This window comes from Janthinobacterium sp. 78 (assembly GCF_003096775.1).
Classification (GTDB): Bacteria; Pseudomonadota; Gammaproteobacteria; order Burkholderiales; family Burkholderiaceae_D; genus Janthinobacterium; species Janthinobacterium tructae.
Map to the genome: position 1 here is coordinate 814,073 of NZ_QENT01000001.1, position 16,854 is coordinate 830,926.

The window sequence follows — 16,854 nt, forward strand, 5'->3', positions numbered from 1 at the left end:
GAATTTTTCTTTAGGCAATACTTCTTGGAGTAGGGCATTGAATTGGCTGGCTTTGCTGGTCTTGAGCACTGTGCTGGCCGCCTGTGGCGGCGGTGGCGGTGATCCGACCCTGGGCGTCAAGGATGGCGCGAATGCCGGCGTTGGCAGTGTGGTACTGGTGGCTGGCGCCACGACGATCGTTGCATCGGGGGCGGACGGCACGGAAGTCGTGCTGACGGCCGTGGTGAAAAATCCCGGCAATAATGCCATGACAGGCCAGACGGTGACCTTCACCGCCAGTTCCGGCGTCATCAGCAATACCAACCGCGTGACGGATGCCAATGGCACGGTGACGGAAAAACTCAGCGTGAAAGGCGATGCGAGCTTGCGCGACATCACCATCAAGGCCAGCAGCGGTGGCGTTGAATCGGCTCCCGTGGTGGTGAAAGTGGTGCCCGTCACCTCCGGCATTGCCAGCTTGTTGCTGACGTCTTCCGGTGGCACCCTCGCTTCCTCGGGCGGTACCGCCGTCAACATGATCGCATTTGTCAAAGACGCCAACAATGCCGTCGTGCCCAATGCCAGCGTGACGTTCAGCGCCGATTCGGGCGCACTGGGCGCCACGAGCGTCACGACTAATGCACAGGGACAGGCGCTGGTCAGCCTGAATACGGGGGGCGACGCCAGCTTGCGCACGATTAAGGTCACGGCCAGTGCCGGCGCGCAGACGGCCAGCACGGACATCGGCGTCAGCGGCACCCGGCTGGTCATCAGTGCCTTTTCGACGGTGAACCTGAAGACGAGCACTGACATGGTGGTCAAGCTGGTCGATTCCAGCGGCAATCCCCTGGTGGGCAAGCCGGTGACATTCAGCGCCCGCAGCAATGCCATCACGGTCAAGGGCGGCGGCGCCAGTCCCGCATTGACTGACAACAACGGCCAGTTGGTGTTGAGCTACAACGCCCAGACGGGCAGCAGCGACAGCATCAGCGTCAAGGCGCAGGGTGACAGCGTCGTGTTGCCAATTGCAATTAATGCATCGAACTTCACGATCAATGCCGTATCGGGCAGCAATGTTGCGTTAGCGACTCTGAACACGAATACCTGTTATGCGGTGACCGTGCATAGCGATGTGGCTGGTGTGCCACAAACGGGCAATGTGCGTTTCAGCACGTCGCGCGGCGCCATCTACCAAGACGCCGCCTGCGGTACGCCATTGCAGGCACCGCTGGCGCTGGTGGGCGGCAATGCCATTGCCTACGTGAAGGCCAGCGGCGCCGGCTTGACCGCCCTCACGGCGAAGTACGAAGATAGCGGCGTCTCGGTGCAGTCGGAAGTGGAGTTCATTGCGCCATTGACGGTCCAGGCCACGATCAGCCTGCAAGCCGACCCGGCGGTCATCGGCGCCAATACGGCCGGCAGTACGGCGCAGCGCAGCGCCTTGCGTGCCATCGTGCGCGATGGCACGGCGGAAAACAATCTGGTCAAGAATGCACAGGTGAGCTTCTCGATCCAGGCCGATGCCAGCAATGGTTCCCTGAGTTCGCCTTCGCTGGTTACCACGGACAGCGATGGCGTGGCCACGGTCAGCTATATTGCGGGGCAGGCTACCACTGGTGTCGACGGCGTCGTTGTCAAGGCGCAACTGCAGGGCGTGTCGAGCAATGCCGCCACGGTCAAGCTGACGGTGACGAAAAAATCGCTGTTCATCAGCGCCGGCAGCGGTAACGCGCTCGACGCCTCCGACAGCAGCACCTACCGCAAGACGTATAGCGTGTTTGTGACGGATGCTGCCGGTAATCCCGTGCCGGACGTGATCATCACGGCCGCTGCCTGGCCCCGCTATTATTACAAGGGTTATTTGCAATATTCCCCGGTTGCCCAGTCGTGGATAGTCGTCAGGACCGCGAACGCCTGTGACAATGAAGACAGGGACCGCACTGGCGCCTTCAATCCGAATAACGACCTTAACCTGAATGGCCGTCTCGACCCGGGCATTCCGCTCAATCTGTCGACCGGCGGCAAGACGGACAGCTCGGGAACGGCGATCGTCACCCTGACTTATCCACGCGACAGAGCCAACTGGCTGGACGTCGAATTGACGATTCGCGGCAATAGTTCCGGGACGGAGGCAACTTATGTCGGTTACACTTTGCTTCCGGGGCTGGCTACGGACTTTAACCGCGTGGATGTTTCACCTCCAGGCGTCATTAGTCCGTATGGGCAAGCCACTGATTGTCGTAATCCAAATTAACTGTCGCAGCACATGCAAAATCTGTTTTTAGTAGGCCTCATGGGCGCAGGCAAAACCACCATCGGGCGCATTCTGGCCCGCAAGCTGGGCTTGCGCTTTGTCGATTCCGACCACGAAATCGAGGCACGCACGGGAGCGACCATCCCGTGGATCTTTGAAATCGAGGGCGAGGCCAGCTTTCGCCGGCGCGAGGCCGAGGTCATTCGCGACTTGAGCGCCCAGGAAGGCATCGTCATGGCCACCGGCGGCGGGGCCATCCTCAATGCCGACAGCCGCGCCTACCTGAAGGAACGGGGCACGGTCGTGTACCTGCGCGCCAGCGTCAGCAACATCCTGGCGCGCACCAGCCATGACAAGAATCGTCCGCTGCTGCAGACGGCCGACCCGCGCCGCAAGCTGGAAGAATTGACGTCGCAGCGCGAGCCCCATTACATGGAAGTGGCCGACATTGTCATCGACACGGGCCGTCCTAACGTACAATCGATGGTTCAGACCATCCTGATGCAGCTGGCCAGCCTCGAATGCGAAGCTTCCCCCAACTGCGTCATTCATGCAGAGCCTTCGATGAACGAGCAATCCAAAATGTTGTTGAGTGTAGACCTCGACGAACGCAGTTATCCGATCGCCATCGGTCCCGGCCTGCTGGCCGACGCCGATGCGCTGCTGCGCCATATCAGCGGCCACAAGGTGGCCATCGTCACCAATACCACCGTCGCGCCGCTGTACCTGGGCCGCTTGCAGGCAGCGCTGGCCAGCGATGGCCGCGAAGTGATCTGCATCGTCCTGCCGGACGGCGAAGAATATAAAAACTGGGCCAGCCTGATGCAGATCTTCGACGCGCTGCTGGCCAACAAATGCGACCGCAAGACCACCCTGGTGGCGCTGGGCGGCGGCGTGATCGGCGACCTGACCGGCTATGCGGCCGCCAGCTACATGCGCGGCATCGGCTTCGTGCAGGTGCCCACTACCTTGCTGGCGCAGGTCGATTCCTCCGTCGGTGGCAAGACGGGTATCAACCACCCGCTGGGCAAGAACATGATCGGCGCGTTTTATCAGCCGCGCGCCGTGATCGCCGACACCTCGACCCTGGAAACCCTGCCGGCGCGCGAGCTGTCGGCCGGCCTGGCCGAAGTGATCAAGCATGGCGCCATCATCGATGCGGCGTTTTTCGACTGGATCGAGGCGAACATGGCCAAGCTGATGGCGCGCGACAAGGGCGCCCTGGCCTACGCCATCGCCCGCTCGTGCGAAATCAAGGCCGACGTGGTGCGCCAGGACGAGCGCGAAGGCGGCTTGCGCGCCATCCTGAATTTCGGCCACACCTTCGGCCACGCCATTGAAGCGGGCCTGGGCTACGGCCACTGGCTGCACGGCGAAGCCGTCGGCTGCGGCATGGTGATGGCGGCCGACCTGTCTTGCCGCATGGGGTATATCGACCAGGTGGCCGTGGAGCGCTTGCGTAAACTCGTCGCCGCCGCCGGCTTGCCCGTCAAGGCGCCGGACCTCGGTGTCGCGCGCTGGCTGGAACTGATGGAAGTGGACAAGAAGAACGAGGGCGGCGCCATCAAGTTCATCTTGCTCAAACCGCTGGGCAGCCCGTGCATCACGTCGGCGCCGCACGAACTGGTGCTGGCCACGCTGGCCGCCGGAGTGCAATAAGATGCTGCCCGAAGACTTCCTGGCCCCCTATGCAGCCCATTCGGCACAGGGGCAGGGACGTCGCTTTGCCGAGGCGGCGCACGCCTCGCGCAGCCAGTTCCAGCGCGACCGCGACCGCATCATCCATTCCTCGGCCTTCCGCCGCCTCGAATACAAGACGCAGGTGTTCCTCAATCACGAGGGAGACCTGTTCCGCACGCGCCTGACGCACAGCCTGGAAGTGGCGCAGGTGGGACGCTCCATCGCGCGCAACCTGCGCCTGAATGAAGATCTGGTCGAAGCCATCGCGCTCGCGCATGACCTGGGCCACACGCCATTCGGCCACGTGGGCCAGGACGTGCTCAATGAATGCATGCAGGCGCACGGCGGCTTCGAGCACAACCTGCAAAGCCTGCGCGTGGTCGACACGCTGGAAGAGCACTACGGCGCCTTCGATGGCTTGAACCTGATGTTCGAGACGCGCGAAGGCATATTGAAACACTGCTCGCTGGCGCATGCGCGCGAACTGGGTCCCGTGGCCCAGCGCTTCATCGACCGCACGCAACCGACGCTGGAAGCACAGCTGACCAATCTGGCCGATGAAATCGCCTACAACAGCCACGATATCGACGACGGCCTGCGTTCGGGCCTGATCACCATCGCCCAGCTGGAAGAGGTGGAATTCTTTGGCCGCCTGTGGCGCGAGGTGCAGCAGGCGTTTCCAGGCCTGTCGGGCCGGCGCGCCATCTACGAAACCTTGCGCCGATTGATCACGGCCCTGGCCGACGATTTGATCGTCACCTCGAATGCCTTGATTCTTGATGCGGCGCCGCGCGATGTGAACGAAGTACGCGCCAGTGCTCCGCTGATCCGTTTTTCGGATGCCATGCGTCGTGACGCGACGGACCTGAAACGCTTTTTAAGAGCGAACCTGTACCGCCACTACCAGGTCAACCGCATGCGGGTCAAGGCGAGCCGCATCGTGCGCGAACTGTACGACAGCTTCATGGCCGAACCGGCCCTGCTGCCGCCCGACTATCAGGTCAATGGCGATGATGTGACCAAGCAGGCGCGCAAGATCGCCGACTATATCGCCGGCATGACGGATCGCTACGCGATCCGCGAGCACCGCCGGCTGTATTCGCTCGACGAGCTGTAACGGTCACTGCGTGGACTGACATGCCCGCGCGACGCTTCATGTCGGGTTACGCCGTGCCGGCTAACCCGACCTACCAATGCAAGCGGTCATGGGGAATCTGACGTAGGTCGGATTAGCGCAGCGTAATCCGACATGTCTGCGCGATACCACGACACTTCATGCCAACAAGGTTGTCGGATTACGCGCTGGCGCGCCTCGGCGGCCCCGCTAATCCGACCTACTCCGCATTGTCGATCCTGTCAATCGGCATGATCATCTAGGTCCCCACCCGATCACCCCAATATCCGTACGGCAACTTCTTTTCTATCATGGCAGCAAGTCAACAAGGGCTTGCCGCCCATAGTCAAGGAGAGTGTCATGATTGAATCGCGCCGCAGTTTTTTGCGCGCCTTGCCAGCCGTTACCATCGGCGCGGCCATCGCGCCGCTGCCCGGCAAGGCTGCAACGAAGGGCGAGGGCGGGCAGCGCTGGGCGATGGTGGTCGATGTGCAGAAGTGCATCGGCTGCCAGGCGTGCACGGTCTCCTGCATCATGGAAAACGCCGTACCGGAAAACAGCTTCCGCACCGTCGTCTCGACCTATGAAGTGAAGGAAGAGAACCGCTGCGGCACCTACATGCTGCCGCGCCTGTGCAACCACTGCGCCAATCCTCCCTGCATTCCCGTCTGTCCCGTGGGCGCCACCTTCCAGCGCAAGGATGGCGTCGTCGTCGTCGATGGCGATCGCTGCGTGGGCTGCGCCTACTGTGTGCAAGCCTGTCCGTACGACGCGCGCTTCATCAACCACGAAACGGGCAAGGCCGACAAATGCACATTCTGCGCGCACCGCGTCGATGAAGGCTTGCTGCCGGCCTGCGTGGAAACCTGCGTCGGCGGCGCGCGCATCTTCGGCGACCTGAATGACCCTGAAAGCATGGTGCACCAGCTGCTCAGCGAGAACAAGGTGAAAGTGCTGAAACCCGAACAGGGTACCCAGCCCCATGTGTTCTATCTGGGATTGGACACGCGCTTCGCCGGCCACGTCGAGGGCGAAGCGACACTTTGGCAACCGAGCAAACACGGGAAATAAACCATGGACAGCCACATCACCGAAATTGTCAACGTCACGCGCGAGGCGGCATGGTTGCCGTGGGCGGTGCAGTATTTTTTCCTCATCGGCCTCAGTTATGGCAGCTTCATGCTGACCTTGCCGTACTTCGTCTTTGGCCGCAAGGCGTATGAACGCCTGGGGCGCATCGCGCTGCTGGCGTCCCTCGTCTGCGGCATGACGGCGCCTGTGGCGCTGCTGGCCGACCTGCACGGGCCGGGCCGCTTCTATCACTTCTATATTTACTTCCAGCCGCAGTCGTGGATGTCGTGGGGCTCGTTCTTCATTCCCCTGTATCTGGGCTGTCTGATGCTGTACGCATGGCTGGCGCTGCGCGTGGACTTCGCCACGCGGGGGCAGGGCCAGGACCGTCTGGCTTTCCTGTACCGCCTGGCCGGGCGCGGTGGCGCCGCCTCCCTGCGGGCCATCCGCTTTGCTGCCGCCTTCACCTTGCTCGCCGCGTTTGTCGTGGGCCTGTACACGGGCATGGAAGTGATGGTGGTGCGCGCCCGTCCCCTGTGGTTCACGCCTTTCCTGCCAGCGCAATTTGCCGCCACGGCCTTTGTCGGGGCCGTGGGCCTGGCGTTGCTGTTCAACCGCTTCCTGCCGGGCCGCGAGCAGGCGCTGGAAGTATCGCTGAACCGCGCGCTGGCCCTGTCGCTGGCGCTGGTGCTGGCGCTCGGCGGAGGCTGGCTGTTCGTCAGTCTCTCCGGCGTGAGCGCCAGCCACAGCATGGCGTTTACCCAGGTGGCGGGCATGCCGCAATGGCAGTTCACGGCTGTCTGGGCCGTGCTGTCGTCCATCGTGCCGATGGCGCTGGCCATCTGGCGCCCGGCCACGAGTGGCCTGGTGAATGGCCTGATCGCGCTGCATAGCGCCTGGATGATGCGCTGGACGATTTTCATCGGCGGCCAGAACATCCCGAAAACGGGCGCGGGCCTGTACGACTACCACCTGCCGATGGGGAACGATGGCTTGATGGGGATCATCGGCACGGCCGGCCTGTGGATCGCGCTGCTGTTGCTGATGCTGGAATTTTTGCCATGGGCCGGACGCGTCGTCGCTGCACGCAGCCGTCCCGCCATGGCCACGCACTGAGGAGTCAAAAATGAACGAACACACAAATAACGACGACCGCAACGACGTCCCTGAAGATGAAAACGAAAAGCGCCGCAAGCTGCTGCGCTACGGCGCCATCGGCGGCGGCCTGGCCGCCTTTGCCGCCAGCTTTTCCACCACGGCCGGCCGCATGGTCGACCACGCGCTGGGCAAGGACAAACCCGTACAGCGCTTGCACGGCAATTCCCTGCCGCCCGAGTTTTCCGTCGACACGGCCACGGGAAAACTGACCGTCAACCCGGACCAGCAGGTCAGCTACACCATGTGCATGGGCTGCACCACGTTTTGCGGCGTGCGCGTGCGCCTGGATAAAAAAAGCGGCAAGGTGCTGCGCGTGGCGGGCAATCCGTACAGCCCCATGTCGGCCGACCCGGCGCTGCCTTACCAGACCTCGATACGCGACAGTTTTGTGTCGCTCTCGCGCTTCCAGGAAAAGGGGCTGAAAGGGCGCTCGACCGCTTGCGGCCGCGGCAATGGCGTGCTGGAACAGATGGAGTCGCCGTTCCGCGTGCTGGCGCCCATGAAGCGCGTGGGACCGCGCGGCGGCGGCCAGTGGGAACCGATCGCCTTCGATCAGCTGGTGAAGGAAGTGACGGAAGGCGGCGACCTGTTTGGCGAAGGCCACGTGCAGGGCTTGCGCGCCTTGCGCGAGCTGGAAAAACCGATCGATCCGGCGCAGCCGGAACTGGGTCCCCAAGTCAACCAGGTGGGCCTGATGTGCAGCACGGACGACGGTCGCCTGGCGTTCGGCACGCGCTTCTTCAAGCAGTCGTACGGCAGCTTGAACCTGGTCAATCATGGTTCGTATTGCGGCGGCGCGTATCGCAGCGGCTCGGGCGCCATGTTCGGCGACATGAAGAAAATGCCGCATGCGAAAGTGGACCTGGAAAATACGGAATTTTGCATTTTTGTGGGCACGGCGCCGGGCAATGCGGGCAATCCGTTCAAGCGCCAGGGCACGCTGATCGCGAAAGCCCGCTCGGGCAAGCGCGATTTCAGCTACGTCGTCGTCGACCCGGTGCTGACGAATGCCGACAGCCTGGCAGCGGGCGACCGCAGCCGCTGGGTACCGATCAAGCCAGGCACGGATGGCGCGCTGGCCATGGCCATGATCCGCTGGATCATCGAACACGAACGCTATGACCGCAACTTTCTCGTGCAGCCTAACCTGAAGGTGGCGGAAGCGGCGGGCGAGGCCGCCTGGTGCAACGCCACGCATCTGATCATCAACGAAAAAGGCCATCCGCGCGACGGCCGCTATCTGCGCGCGTCGGACATCGGCGCGGTGGAACTGGCGGAAGAAGAGCGCTACAAGGATGGCGATGCCTTCTGCGTGATCGACGCAGCCACGCAAGCCATCGTGCCGCACAACGCGGCCAAGGGCGAGGGTCGCTTGTTCTTCGACGGTCCGCTGGAAGTGGCGGGCGCGCCGCTGCACCTGAAGACGGCCATGACGATGCTGAACGAAGAAGCGCAGCGCCACAGCATGGACGAGTATTCGGCCGCCTGCGGCATCGGGCGCGACATCATCGAAGGCCTGGCGCAGGAACTCACCAGCCATGGCAAGCGCGCCGCCGTCAATGCGCACGGCGGCATGATGTCGGGCGCGGGTTTTTATAACGCCTATGCGCTGGTCATGCTCAATACCCTGATCGGCAACTTGAACCGCAAGGGCGGCACCCTGGTCAATGGCGGCAGCTTCAAGGATGCGGGGCCTGGGCCACGCTATAACCTCGAGAGTTTCGACGGCGAGATCAAGGCGACGGGCATGCCGATCGGGCGCAATGTGCCGTATGAAAAAACCTCGGAGTTCAAGCTGAAGAAAGAAGCGGGCAAGGCGTATCCGGCCAGGGCGCCGTGGTATCCGAACGCGCCCGCGCTGGCGACCGAGTGGCTCACCAGCGCCATGAACGGCTACCCGTACACCTTGAAGGCGCTGATCCTGTGGAGCTGCAATCCCGTCTACGGCATCACGGGCTTGCGCGCGCAGATCGGCAAGGAGCTGGCCGATCCGAAGAAGATTCCCCTGATCGTCGCCATCGACCCCTTCATCAATGAAAGCTCGGCGTTTGCCGACTACCTGCTGCCCGATACCTTGCTGTATGAAAGCTGGGGCTGGGCCGGCGCCTGGGGCGGCATGCCCGTCAAAATGAGCACGGCGCGCTGGCCCGTGGTCGAACCGCGCGTGCAGAAAACGCCCGATGGCCAGACCATCTGCATGGAATCGTTCTTCATCGCGCTGGCCAAAACGATGGCCTTGCCGGGCTTCGGCCCGGAGGCCTTGCAGGACATGGATGGCCAGCGCTTCCCCTTGCTGCGCGCGGAAGACTGGTATCTGCGCGGCGGCGCCAACATCGCCTGGCAGGGCAAGACGGCCGTGCCGGAGGCGAGCGACGACGACATCGCGCTGTCCGGCGTGGCGCGCATCCGCCCCGAACTGGAGCGCACCCTGAAGCCGGAAGAGTGGCGCAAGGTGGCCTTCATGCTGGCACGCGGAGGACGCTACCAGAGCTATGGCGAAATGTTTGGCCTGCGCCTGCCGCCACCGGCGAATGCCAAGGCGCCGGCAGCTCCCGTGCCGGTGGCGGATGAGACGCCATATCCGCAGGACTGGTCCACGCACCGCTATCTGAAACCGATGATGCTGTACAACGAGGGGCTGGGCGTGAGCAAGAACAGCTTGAGCGGCAAACGCTTCCCCGGTACGCCCGCCTGGAGAGTGGCGGCGTTTGCCGACGGCACACCCGTGCGCAAGGCCTACCCGGCCAGCGAGTGGCCATTCGAGTTGATCAGTTTTAAATCGGCGCTGCAGAACTCCTACAGCATCGGCGCGCGGCGCTTGCGCGGCATCCATCCGGACAACCCGGTTGCCGTGCATCCCGACGATGCGGCGCGTTTGAAACTGGAAAATGGCGATGAAATATATCTGGAAACGCCGGGCGGCAGGGCCAGGGCCACGGTGATGCTGCGCCATGGGGTGCAGCGCGGCGTGATCGCCATTGAACATGGCTTTGGCCACAAGGAGCATGGCGCGCGGGCCCACCGCATCGGCAAGTCGCGTCAGCCCGACGAGCCGGCCATCGGCGCGGGCATCAACCTGAACGATCTGGGATTGACGGACCCGAGCCGCGGCGACAAGAACGTGTTTGTCGATCCCGTGTCGGGCACGTCGGTGCGGCAGGGACTGCCGGCGCGCATCGTGCGGGCTTAAATCTCCCCACTGGCCATCAGCAGCCGGGCTACCTCGGCTGCTGAGTGCAGGCCCAGTTTTTCCATCGTGTTATGGCGGTGCACCTGCACCGTCTTGTCGCTGATGCCCAGCTCGCGGGCGATGACTTTCGAGGCTTTGCCTTCGGCCATCAGCAGCGCCACTTCGCGCTCGCGCGCGGTCAGCCTGGCCAGCGCCGATTGCGCCGTATTCGCGCTGGCGGCGTTGCGGCTTTCCTCCACGCTGCGGGCCACGGCGCGCGAGACGGCGTCCAGCAGCACCTGGTCCTTGCACGGCTTTTCCAGAAAATCACAGGCGCCGGCCTTCATCGTCTGCACGGCCATGGCCAGGTCGCCATGGCCGCTGAGGAAAATCACGGGCAGAGATATGGCGTGCCCGCTTTTATTCTTCAACTCCTGTTGCAGTTCCAGTCCGCTCATCAAAGGCATGCGCACGTCGAGCAGCAAGCAACCGGGCGCATGGCCATCATAGCGCTGCAGGAAGTCGCGCGCCGATTCAAACGTCGCCACTTGCCAGCCGGCCGAATCGAACAGATAGGCCAGCGAGCGGCGCATGGCGGCGTCGTCGTCGACGACAAAGATGATCGCATCGCTTTCGTTCATGGTGTTTCCTTTTCCTTGTGCGCTTCCATACCGGTATCTTCGGGCAGGCGGAACCAGACCGTCAAGCCTGGCGCATCGGCGTTGGCATGCGCCGACAGGCTGCCGCCGAACGATTCGATGATGCTTTTGCTGAGCGACATGCCCAAGCCCAGGCCTTCGGCCTTGGTGGTAAAAAACGGTTCGAACAGGCGCGCCATCTGAGCCGCTTGCAGGCCGCAACCGGCGTCGCGCACGGCCACCGTGCAGGCGCCGTTTTCGCGGTGCAGCAGTACGCCGATGGGGTGCCCCGGATTGTCGTTTTCCACCTGCGCATCGAGCGCATTCTTGAGCAAATTGAGCAGCACCTGCTGCACTTGCTGCGGGTCGGCCAGCACGCGCGCGTCAGGACTGGCCGTGTCGTGGCGCCAATCGATCCGCGCTTGCGGATGGGCCGCGCGGAACAGCGATACCGATTGCTCCACGGCGTCGGCCAGGGCGAAGGGCGTGCTGTGCGCGGGACGCTTTTGCGCCATCGCGCGGATGTGCCGGATGATGGCGCCCGCGCGTTCGCTTTGCGTGGCGATTTCCTGCGCGCCGTCGAGCAGTGGCGCCGCGTCGAGCCGGCCCGCCGCGATGCGGCGCGCCATGCCGCGCGCGAAATTACCGATGGCCGCCAGCGGCTGGTTCAATTCGTGCGCAATGGCGCTGGCCATCTCGCCCAGGATGGCCAGGCGCGCCGTGTGGTCGAGCGTGGCCTGGCGCTGGCGCACCTGTTCTTCCAGCGCGCGCTGCTGGTGCTGGGCGGCGCGCAATTGCTCCGTGCGTCGGCTGACCAGGTATTCCACGCGCACCGTATGCACGGCCCAGGCCACCAGCAAGGCCAGCACCAGCAGCATCCAGCCCCAGTAGCGGCGCAGGGCCGTCTCGAACGTCAGCTTGTCCAGGTAGGCGTAGGGGCCGATGCGCAGCTCGCGGAACAGTTCATCGACGATCTGGTAATCACTGGGCACGGTCCAGCTGTAACCTTCATTGGTACGCGGCATGGCCAGCAGGGCCTGCGCCACTTTTTTCGCCAGCGCTGGCGGCGTCTGGCGCAGGGCCACGAAGGGCCAGTCCGGATACAGCCGCGACGAGCTGGCGCAGCGAAAACCGGGAATCGGGCGCGTGGTGATCACGCGCAGTTCATCGGCGCGCACTTCGCCGCGCGCCACCATCTGTTCCAGCAGACAGGTGCGCACGATGCCGGCATCCATGCGTCCCGCCCGCACGGCGTCGACGATCTGCTGCGAGGGGAAACCGCTGTAGCGCAGGCTGGCAAAATCATGCGTGGGATCGATGCCCGCTTCGCGCAGTTCGCGTGCGGCGATCTGGTAGCCACCAAACGCATCGGGTGCTACCGCCATCACGTTCTTGCCCGCCAGGTCGGCCAGGTCATGCAGCGGCGACGCGCTGCGCACGACGATGGCCGAGCCGATGGCCTGGCGCGGCGAGTCCGTCCATGGCGATTCGAGCGTGGCGATGCGGCTGGCGCCATCGCTGTGTTCCAGCGCCACGTAATGGCCGCTGCTGGTGATGGCAAAGGCGATCGCTTGCGACTGCACGGCACGCGTCAAGCCCGCCTGGTCGTAGTCGGCCAATGTAAAACGGATGCCGGGGATGCTCGCTTGCAGGTGGCGCGTCACGTACGACCAGTCCTGCTGCACGGCGTCGGCGCCCTTGTAGGCGAGCACGCCTATTCTCACCTCCGGGACCTCTGGCCGTGCGTCATCCGCTTGCGCGCCGTGCAGACACAGCGCCGCCAGCGCGAACAGTAAAAAACGCACTAGAACATGCTGCGCTGCGCCGCGCGCGCATCGCCGAACAGCTCCAGCAGCAGTTTCTTGATCGGTGCGGGCAGCGGCGCGTCCGCGATTTTCGCGCCGTCGTACCAGACGTGCGTTGCTTCCCCAGCCAGCGCCAGGCGCCGCGCCAGGGTGATGCGGCAGGGCACGATGTGCAGCTTGTAATGGGTGAAGACGTGCACGATGGGCAGCAGCCGTTCCTGCGTCTCGATTGCGCCGAACGGCGCCACGGCGCGTGCCAGTACCTGCTGGTCTATCTCTCGCGGCGAGTCTGCATCGGCCAGCATGTGGCCATCGAGTTCGGGCAGCGACAGCAAGCCGCCCCAGATGCCCGAGCCGGGGCGCTGCTCCAGCAGCACCTGGCCGTTGTCGATGATGACTAGCATGACGGCGTGCTTTTCCGGGCTGGTTTTCTTCGGTTTACGCACCGGCAAATCCTTGGTGCGGCCGGTGGCGTAGGCCACGCAGCGCGGTTGCAGCGGGCAGCGGCCGCAATCGGGGCTGCTGCGCGTGCACAGGGTGGCGCCGAAGTCCATCAAGCCCTGCGTGTAGGCTTCGATACCGGTTTCAGGCAGCAGCGCCTCGGCGCGGCGCCACATGGCTTCCTCGACCCGTTTTTCGCCGGGATAGGCATCGATGCCAAACGTGCGCGCAAACACGCGCTTGACGTTGCCGTCCATGATGGCCGCGCGCGTGCCGCTGGAAAACGCGGAGATGGCGGCCGCCGTCGAGCGGCCGATGCCGGGCAGCTCGGCCAGCAGGGCCGGGTCGCTGGGAAAGACGCCATCGTATTCGGCCACCACGCGCTGCGCGCACTTGTGCAGGTTGCGCGCCCGCGTGTAGTAGCCAAGGCCGCTCCATTGCGCCATCACGTCTTCCACCGGGGCGCTAGCGAGGTCGCGCAGGGTGGGGAAGCGTTCGAGGAAGCGCGCGTAGTAGCCGAGTACGGCGGTGACCTGCGTTTGCTGCAGCATGATTTCGGACAGCCAGATCAGGTAGGCGTCGCGCGTGTTTTGCCACGGCAGCGCGTGGCGGCCATGCTGCTTTTGCCAGGCGATGATGGTGGCGGAAAAAGTCGGGTCGATATAATTTTCAGGCGCGTTTTCAAACTGAGTTGTGCCCGTGGCGGGCGAGAGCGGATGCAGCAGACGTTTCATGCAAGATTCCAGTGTTCTGTGGTGTGATGGTGCTGATGTTGCTCAGCTTGCGCTGGCAGCGCGCAAGGCGGCCAGCAATTGCGCCAGCTGCGCCTTGTCGCGTTCGAGCGCCGCCAGGCTGGCCTCGAAACCGGCGATTTTCTGTTCGAGGCTGCCGGTGGCGTCGTGGATGCGCTGGATCGAGGCAAAGCGCAGTTTCAGCTGTTCCTTGTACTCGACGATCTGCGCTTCGAGGGGCGCCATGATGACTTTCAGCCAGGCGCTCGCGTCGTCGTTGGCGTTGGTGAAGCTGCGCCGCACGCGCGAGGCGATGGTGTCGAAGAATTTTTCCATCAGCACGACGCGGCTGGTGGTGAGCAGGGTCGCCGTGCCGAACTGCTTATGGTAGACGGCTTCGATGTCGGCGATCTCCTGGCGGTAGCGGGCCAGCGAAAACGGCATCGGCAAGGCCAGCGCCAGACCGTGTTCGGAGGCGAATTTGCGGTACATCACGTTCATCATTTCCGTGATCTCGGCCGTCTTGCCTTCCGAGCGGTCCAGGTTACTGGCGATGCGCTCGAAATACTGGCGCACGGCCTCGCGCAGGCCCGTGAAAAAGCGGCTGCGCTGCATGGCCGCGCGCACGCCATCGATATCGTCGCGCACGATGTCCATGCCCAGGCTCGTATACAGCTCCGTCGACAGGCGCGTAAACACGGCGCGCGTCGCTTGCAGCTTGAACAGGCTGCTGTCGAATTCCTTCTTCTCGATATCGATGCGCCGCATCATGTGGGCGATCACGCTCTGGTTCTTGCCGCGCAGGCTGTGCAGCTCGTGCAACTGCTCGGCGATGCCGCGCGCGCGCGCCGCCGCCTGCACCTGCTGCGCCGCTTCGATGGCGTTCAGGTCGAACGCCAGCTGGCGCCGGATGATGTCCTTGCGCGCGGGGATCAGCTCCTCGAACAGGGCCGTCTCGAGCGCCTGCAGACGGCTCTTTTCCAGCAGCGCCGCATCGTGGTTGATCTTGCCCACCAGGGCCTTTTGCGCCGACACGGGAAACACCTGGCCAGCGTCCAGGGCCAGCAGATGCGCCACGCTGGCCTGCTGGCGCTCAATGGCTTGCTCCACCTCGGCGTCGCCGCGCAATTCATCCCACATGCTGTCGATCTTGTTGAGCACCACCAGGCGCCCCGCGCCGGCGCCGATATGGTTGCGCCATACCTCGATGTCGCTGCGCGTGACGCCCGTGTCGGCCGCCAGAATAAACAGCACCGCGTGCGCATTCGGGATCAGGTTCAGGGTCAGTTCCGGTTCCGTGCCGATGGCGTTCAGGCCGGGCGTATCGAGGATCACCAGGCCCTGTTTCAGCAGCGGATGGGGGAAGTTGATGATGGCGTGGCGCCACATGGAAATTTCCACCTGGCCGTCTTCGTCCAGCATGGCGGGAGCGTCCGCGTCGTCGGCGTCGTACAGGCCGTAACGCGCCGCTTCTTCCACGCTGACTTTTTTCGTCAGGCTGACCTGGCGGATGGCGTCCTGCATGTCGTCGCCCGCATCGATGTTCAGGGGCAGGACGGTCCAGGCGGCGGGCAGGTCGCGGTAGTCGCTGGTCGACAGGTTCTGCGCGCGCGTCTCGATGGGCAGCAGACGGATCGATGGCGGCCAGGCGGCGTCGTACAGCAGCTCGGTGGGGCACATGGTGGTGCGGCCCGCGCCCGAGGGCAGGATGCGCTGGCCATAGCCGGCAAAGAAGATGGCGTTGATCAGCTCGGATTTGCCGCGCGAGAATTCCGCCACGAAGGCGACAGATAAACGGTCGTCAAGCAGGCGGGAACCACAGCGCGCCAGGCGCAGCGCGGAAGCGCCGTCGACCAGGCCCGCCGCGCTGGCGGCTTGCCGGTATGCCTGCAAGGCGGCCTGCACGTCCTGCCGCCATGCGCTGTATTGTTCCAAATCTCTGACCATCAGGCCCCCTTTACTTTTGACAGTTCACGCAGTAGAACGTGGAACGCTGTCCCTGCACGATCTGGCGGATAGGCGCGCCGCACACGCGGCATGGCTTGCCCGCGCGGTTGTACGTGAAATACGTTTGCTGGAAATAGCCGGACTGGCCGTTTACGCCGATGAAGTCGCGCAGGGTGCTGCCGCCTTGCACGATGGCTTCGGCCAGCACGTCGCGGATCGCTTGCGCCAGTTTCTCATAGCGCGCCAGGCCGATGCGCCGGGCCGGCGTCTTCGGGTTGATCCCCGCGCGAAACAGGCTTTCGGAACAATAGATATTGCCCACGCCGACGACGATATCGCCCGCCATCAGTACCTGCTTGATATTGGTGCCCTTGTTGCGCGTTTTTTCGAACAGCAGCCGGCCCGTGAAGCCGCCTTCCAGCGGTTCCGTGCCCAGGCCGCGCAGCAGCGCGTGGCCATCGAGCGGGCCGTCGGCCTCGTCGTGCCACAGCACGGCGCCGAAGCGGCGCGGGTCCGTCATGCGCAGCACCTGGCTGCCGCCGTCCGCGTCTTCCACGACGAGGTCGAAATGGTCGTGCTTTTGCGCCTCCGTGCCCGTCGGCAGCACGCGCAAATGGCCCGACATGCCCAGGTGGATGATCAAGGTGCCGTGGCGGAAGTGGATCAGCAGGTATTTGCCGCGCCGTCCCGTCAGGCCGATGGTTTGCCCCGACAATTGTTCGCCCAGGGCTGGAGGGAAGGGCCAGCGCAGGCCGTCGCGGCGCAGCACGACGGCGCGCACGGCGCGGCCCTCGATATGGGGCGCGACACCGCGCCGTGTGACTTCGACTTCTGGCAATTCTGGCATAGGGCTCGAATGGTTGAAAA

Annotated in this window: 11 protein-coding genes; 6 read left to right on the forward strand and 5 right to left on the reverse strand. The window is 64.0% G+C overall.

Translation table 11 applies throughout. From position 1 onward, the window contains the following. Positions 1-37: 37 nt before the first annotated feature. From C8C92_RS03570 to C8C92_RS03595, 6 genes are all read left to right on the forward strand, one after another. Positions 38-2,233, forward strand: coding sequence for an Ig-like domain-containing protein (locus C8C92_RS03570; RefSeq protein WP_243420102.1), 2,196 nt, complete (start codon positions 38-40; stop codon positions 2,231-2,233). A 12-nt stretch (positions 2,234-2,245) separates the two neighbouring features. After that, complete coding sequence (gene aroKB, locus C8C92_RS03575; protein ID WP_116743025.1) at positions 2,246-3,892, forward strand: bifunctional shikimate kinase/3-dehydroquinate synthase AroKB; 1,647 nt, start codon at positions 2,246-2,248, stop codon at positions 3,890-3,892. Position 3,893: 1 nt separating this feature from the next. Continuing rightward, positions 3,894-5,030 (forward strand): deoxyguanosinetriphosphate triphosphohydrolase, encoded by a 1,137-nt coding sequence (locus tag C8C92_RS03580; protein WP_099760911.1) that lies wholly within the window; start codon positions 3,894-3,896, stop codon positions 5,028-5,030. Between the two features lie 357 nt (positions 5,031-5,387). Then, positions 5,388-6,098 carry a sulfate reduction electron transfer complex DsrMKJOP subunit DsrO gene (dsrO, locus tag C8C92_RS03585; RefSeq protein WP_116743026.1) on the forward strand — a complete coding sequence of 237 codons (711 nt, stop codon included), beginning with the start codon at positions 5,388-5,390 and terminating at the stop codon, positions 6,096-6,098. 3 nt (positions 6,099-6,101) lie between these two features. Further along, a complete protein-coding gene (nrfD, locus tag C8C92_RS03590) occupies positions 6,102-7,214 on the forward strand; it encodes an NrfD/PsrC family molybdoenzyme membrane anchor subunit (protein WP_116743027.1) in 1,113 nt (370 codons plus the stop codon). A 10-nt stretch (positions 7,215-7,224) separates the two neighbouring features. Then, on the forward strand, positions 7,225-10,446 hold the full coding sequence (locus C8C92_RS03595) for a molybdopterin dinucleotide binding domain-containing protein (protein WP_116743028.1): 3,222 nt from the start codon (positions 7,225-7,227) through the stop codon (positions 10,444-10,446). Here the strand turns inward: C8C92_RS03595 and C8C92_RS03600 are convergent. From C8C92_RS03600 to mutM, 5 genes are all read right to left on the reverse strand, one after another. Further along, positions 10,443-11,066, reverse strand: coding sequence for a response regulator (locus tag C8C92_RS03600; protein WP_099760908.1), 624 nt, complete (start codon positions 11,064-11,066; stop codon positions 10,443-10,445). The genes C8C92_RS03595 and C8C92_RS03600 overlap by 4 nt on opposite strands. Then, entirely contained in the window at positions 11,063-12,775 is a 1,713-nt protein-coding gene (locus C8C92_RS03605) for a sensor histidine kinase (protein ID WP_133250690.1), read from the reverse strand. The genes C8C92_RS03600 and C8C92_RS03605 overlap by 4 nt, the downstream gene beginning before the upstream one ends. 92 nt (positions 12,776-12,867) lie before the next feature. Next, positions 12,868-14,043: an A/G-specific adenine glycosylase gene (mutY, locus tag C8C92_RS03610; protein ID WP_243420103.1), complete on the reverse strand. Its 1,176-nt coding sequence runs from the start codon at positions 14,041-14,043 to the stop codon at positions 12,868-12,870. Between the two features lie 42 nt (positions 14,044-14,085). Then, positions 14,086-15,987 carry a dynamin family protein gene (locus C8C92_RS03615; RefSeq protein WP_116743030.1) on the reverse strand — a complete coding sequence of 634 codons (1,902 nt, stop codon included), beginning with the start codon at positions 15,985-15,987 and terminating at the stop codon, positions 14,086-14,088. 10 nt (positions 15,988-15,997) lie between these two features. Beyond that, positions 15,998-16,834, reverse strand: a complete 837-nt coding sequence (gene mutM / locus C8C92_RS03620) for a bifunctional DNA-formamidopyrimidine glycosylase/DNA-(apurinic or apyrimidinic site) lyase (RefSeq protein WP_071079741.1) — start codon at positions 16,832-16,834, stop codon at positions 15,998-16,000. Positions 16,835-16,854: the final 20 nt, after the last annotated feature.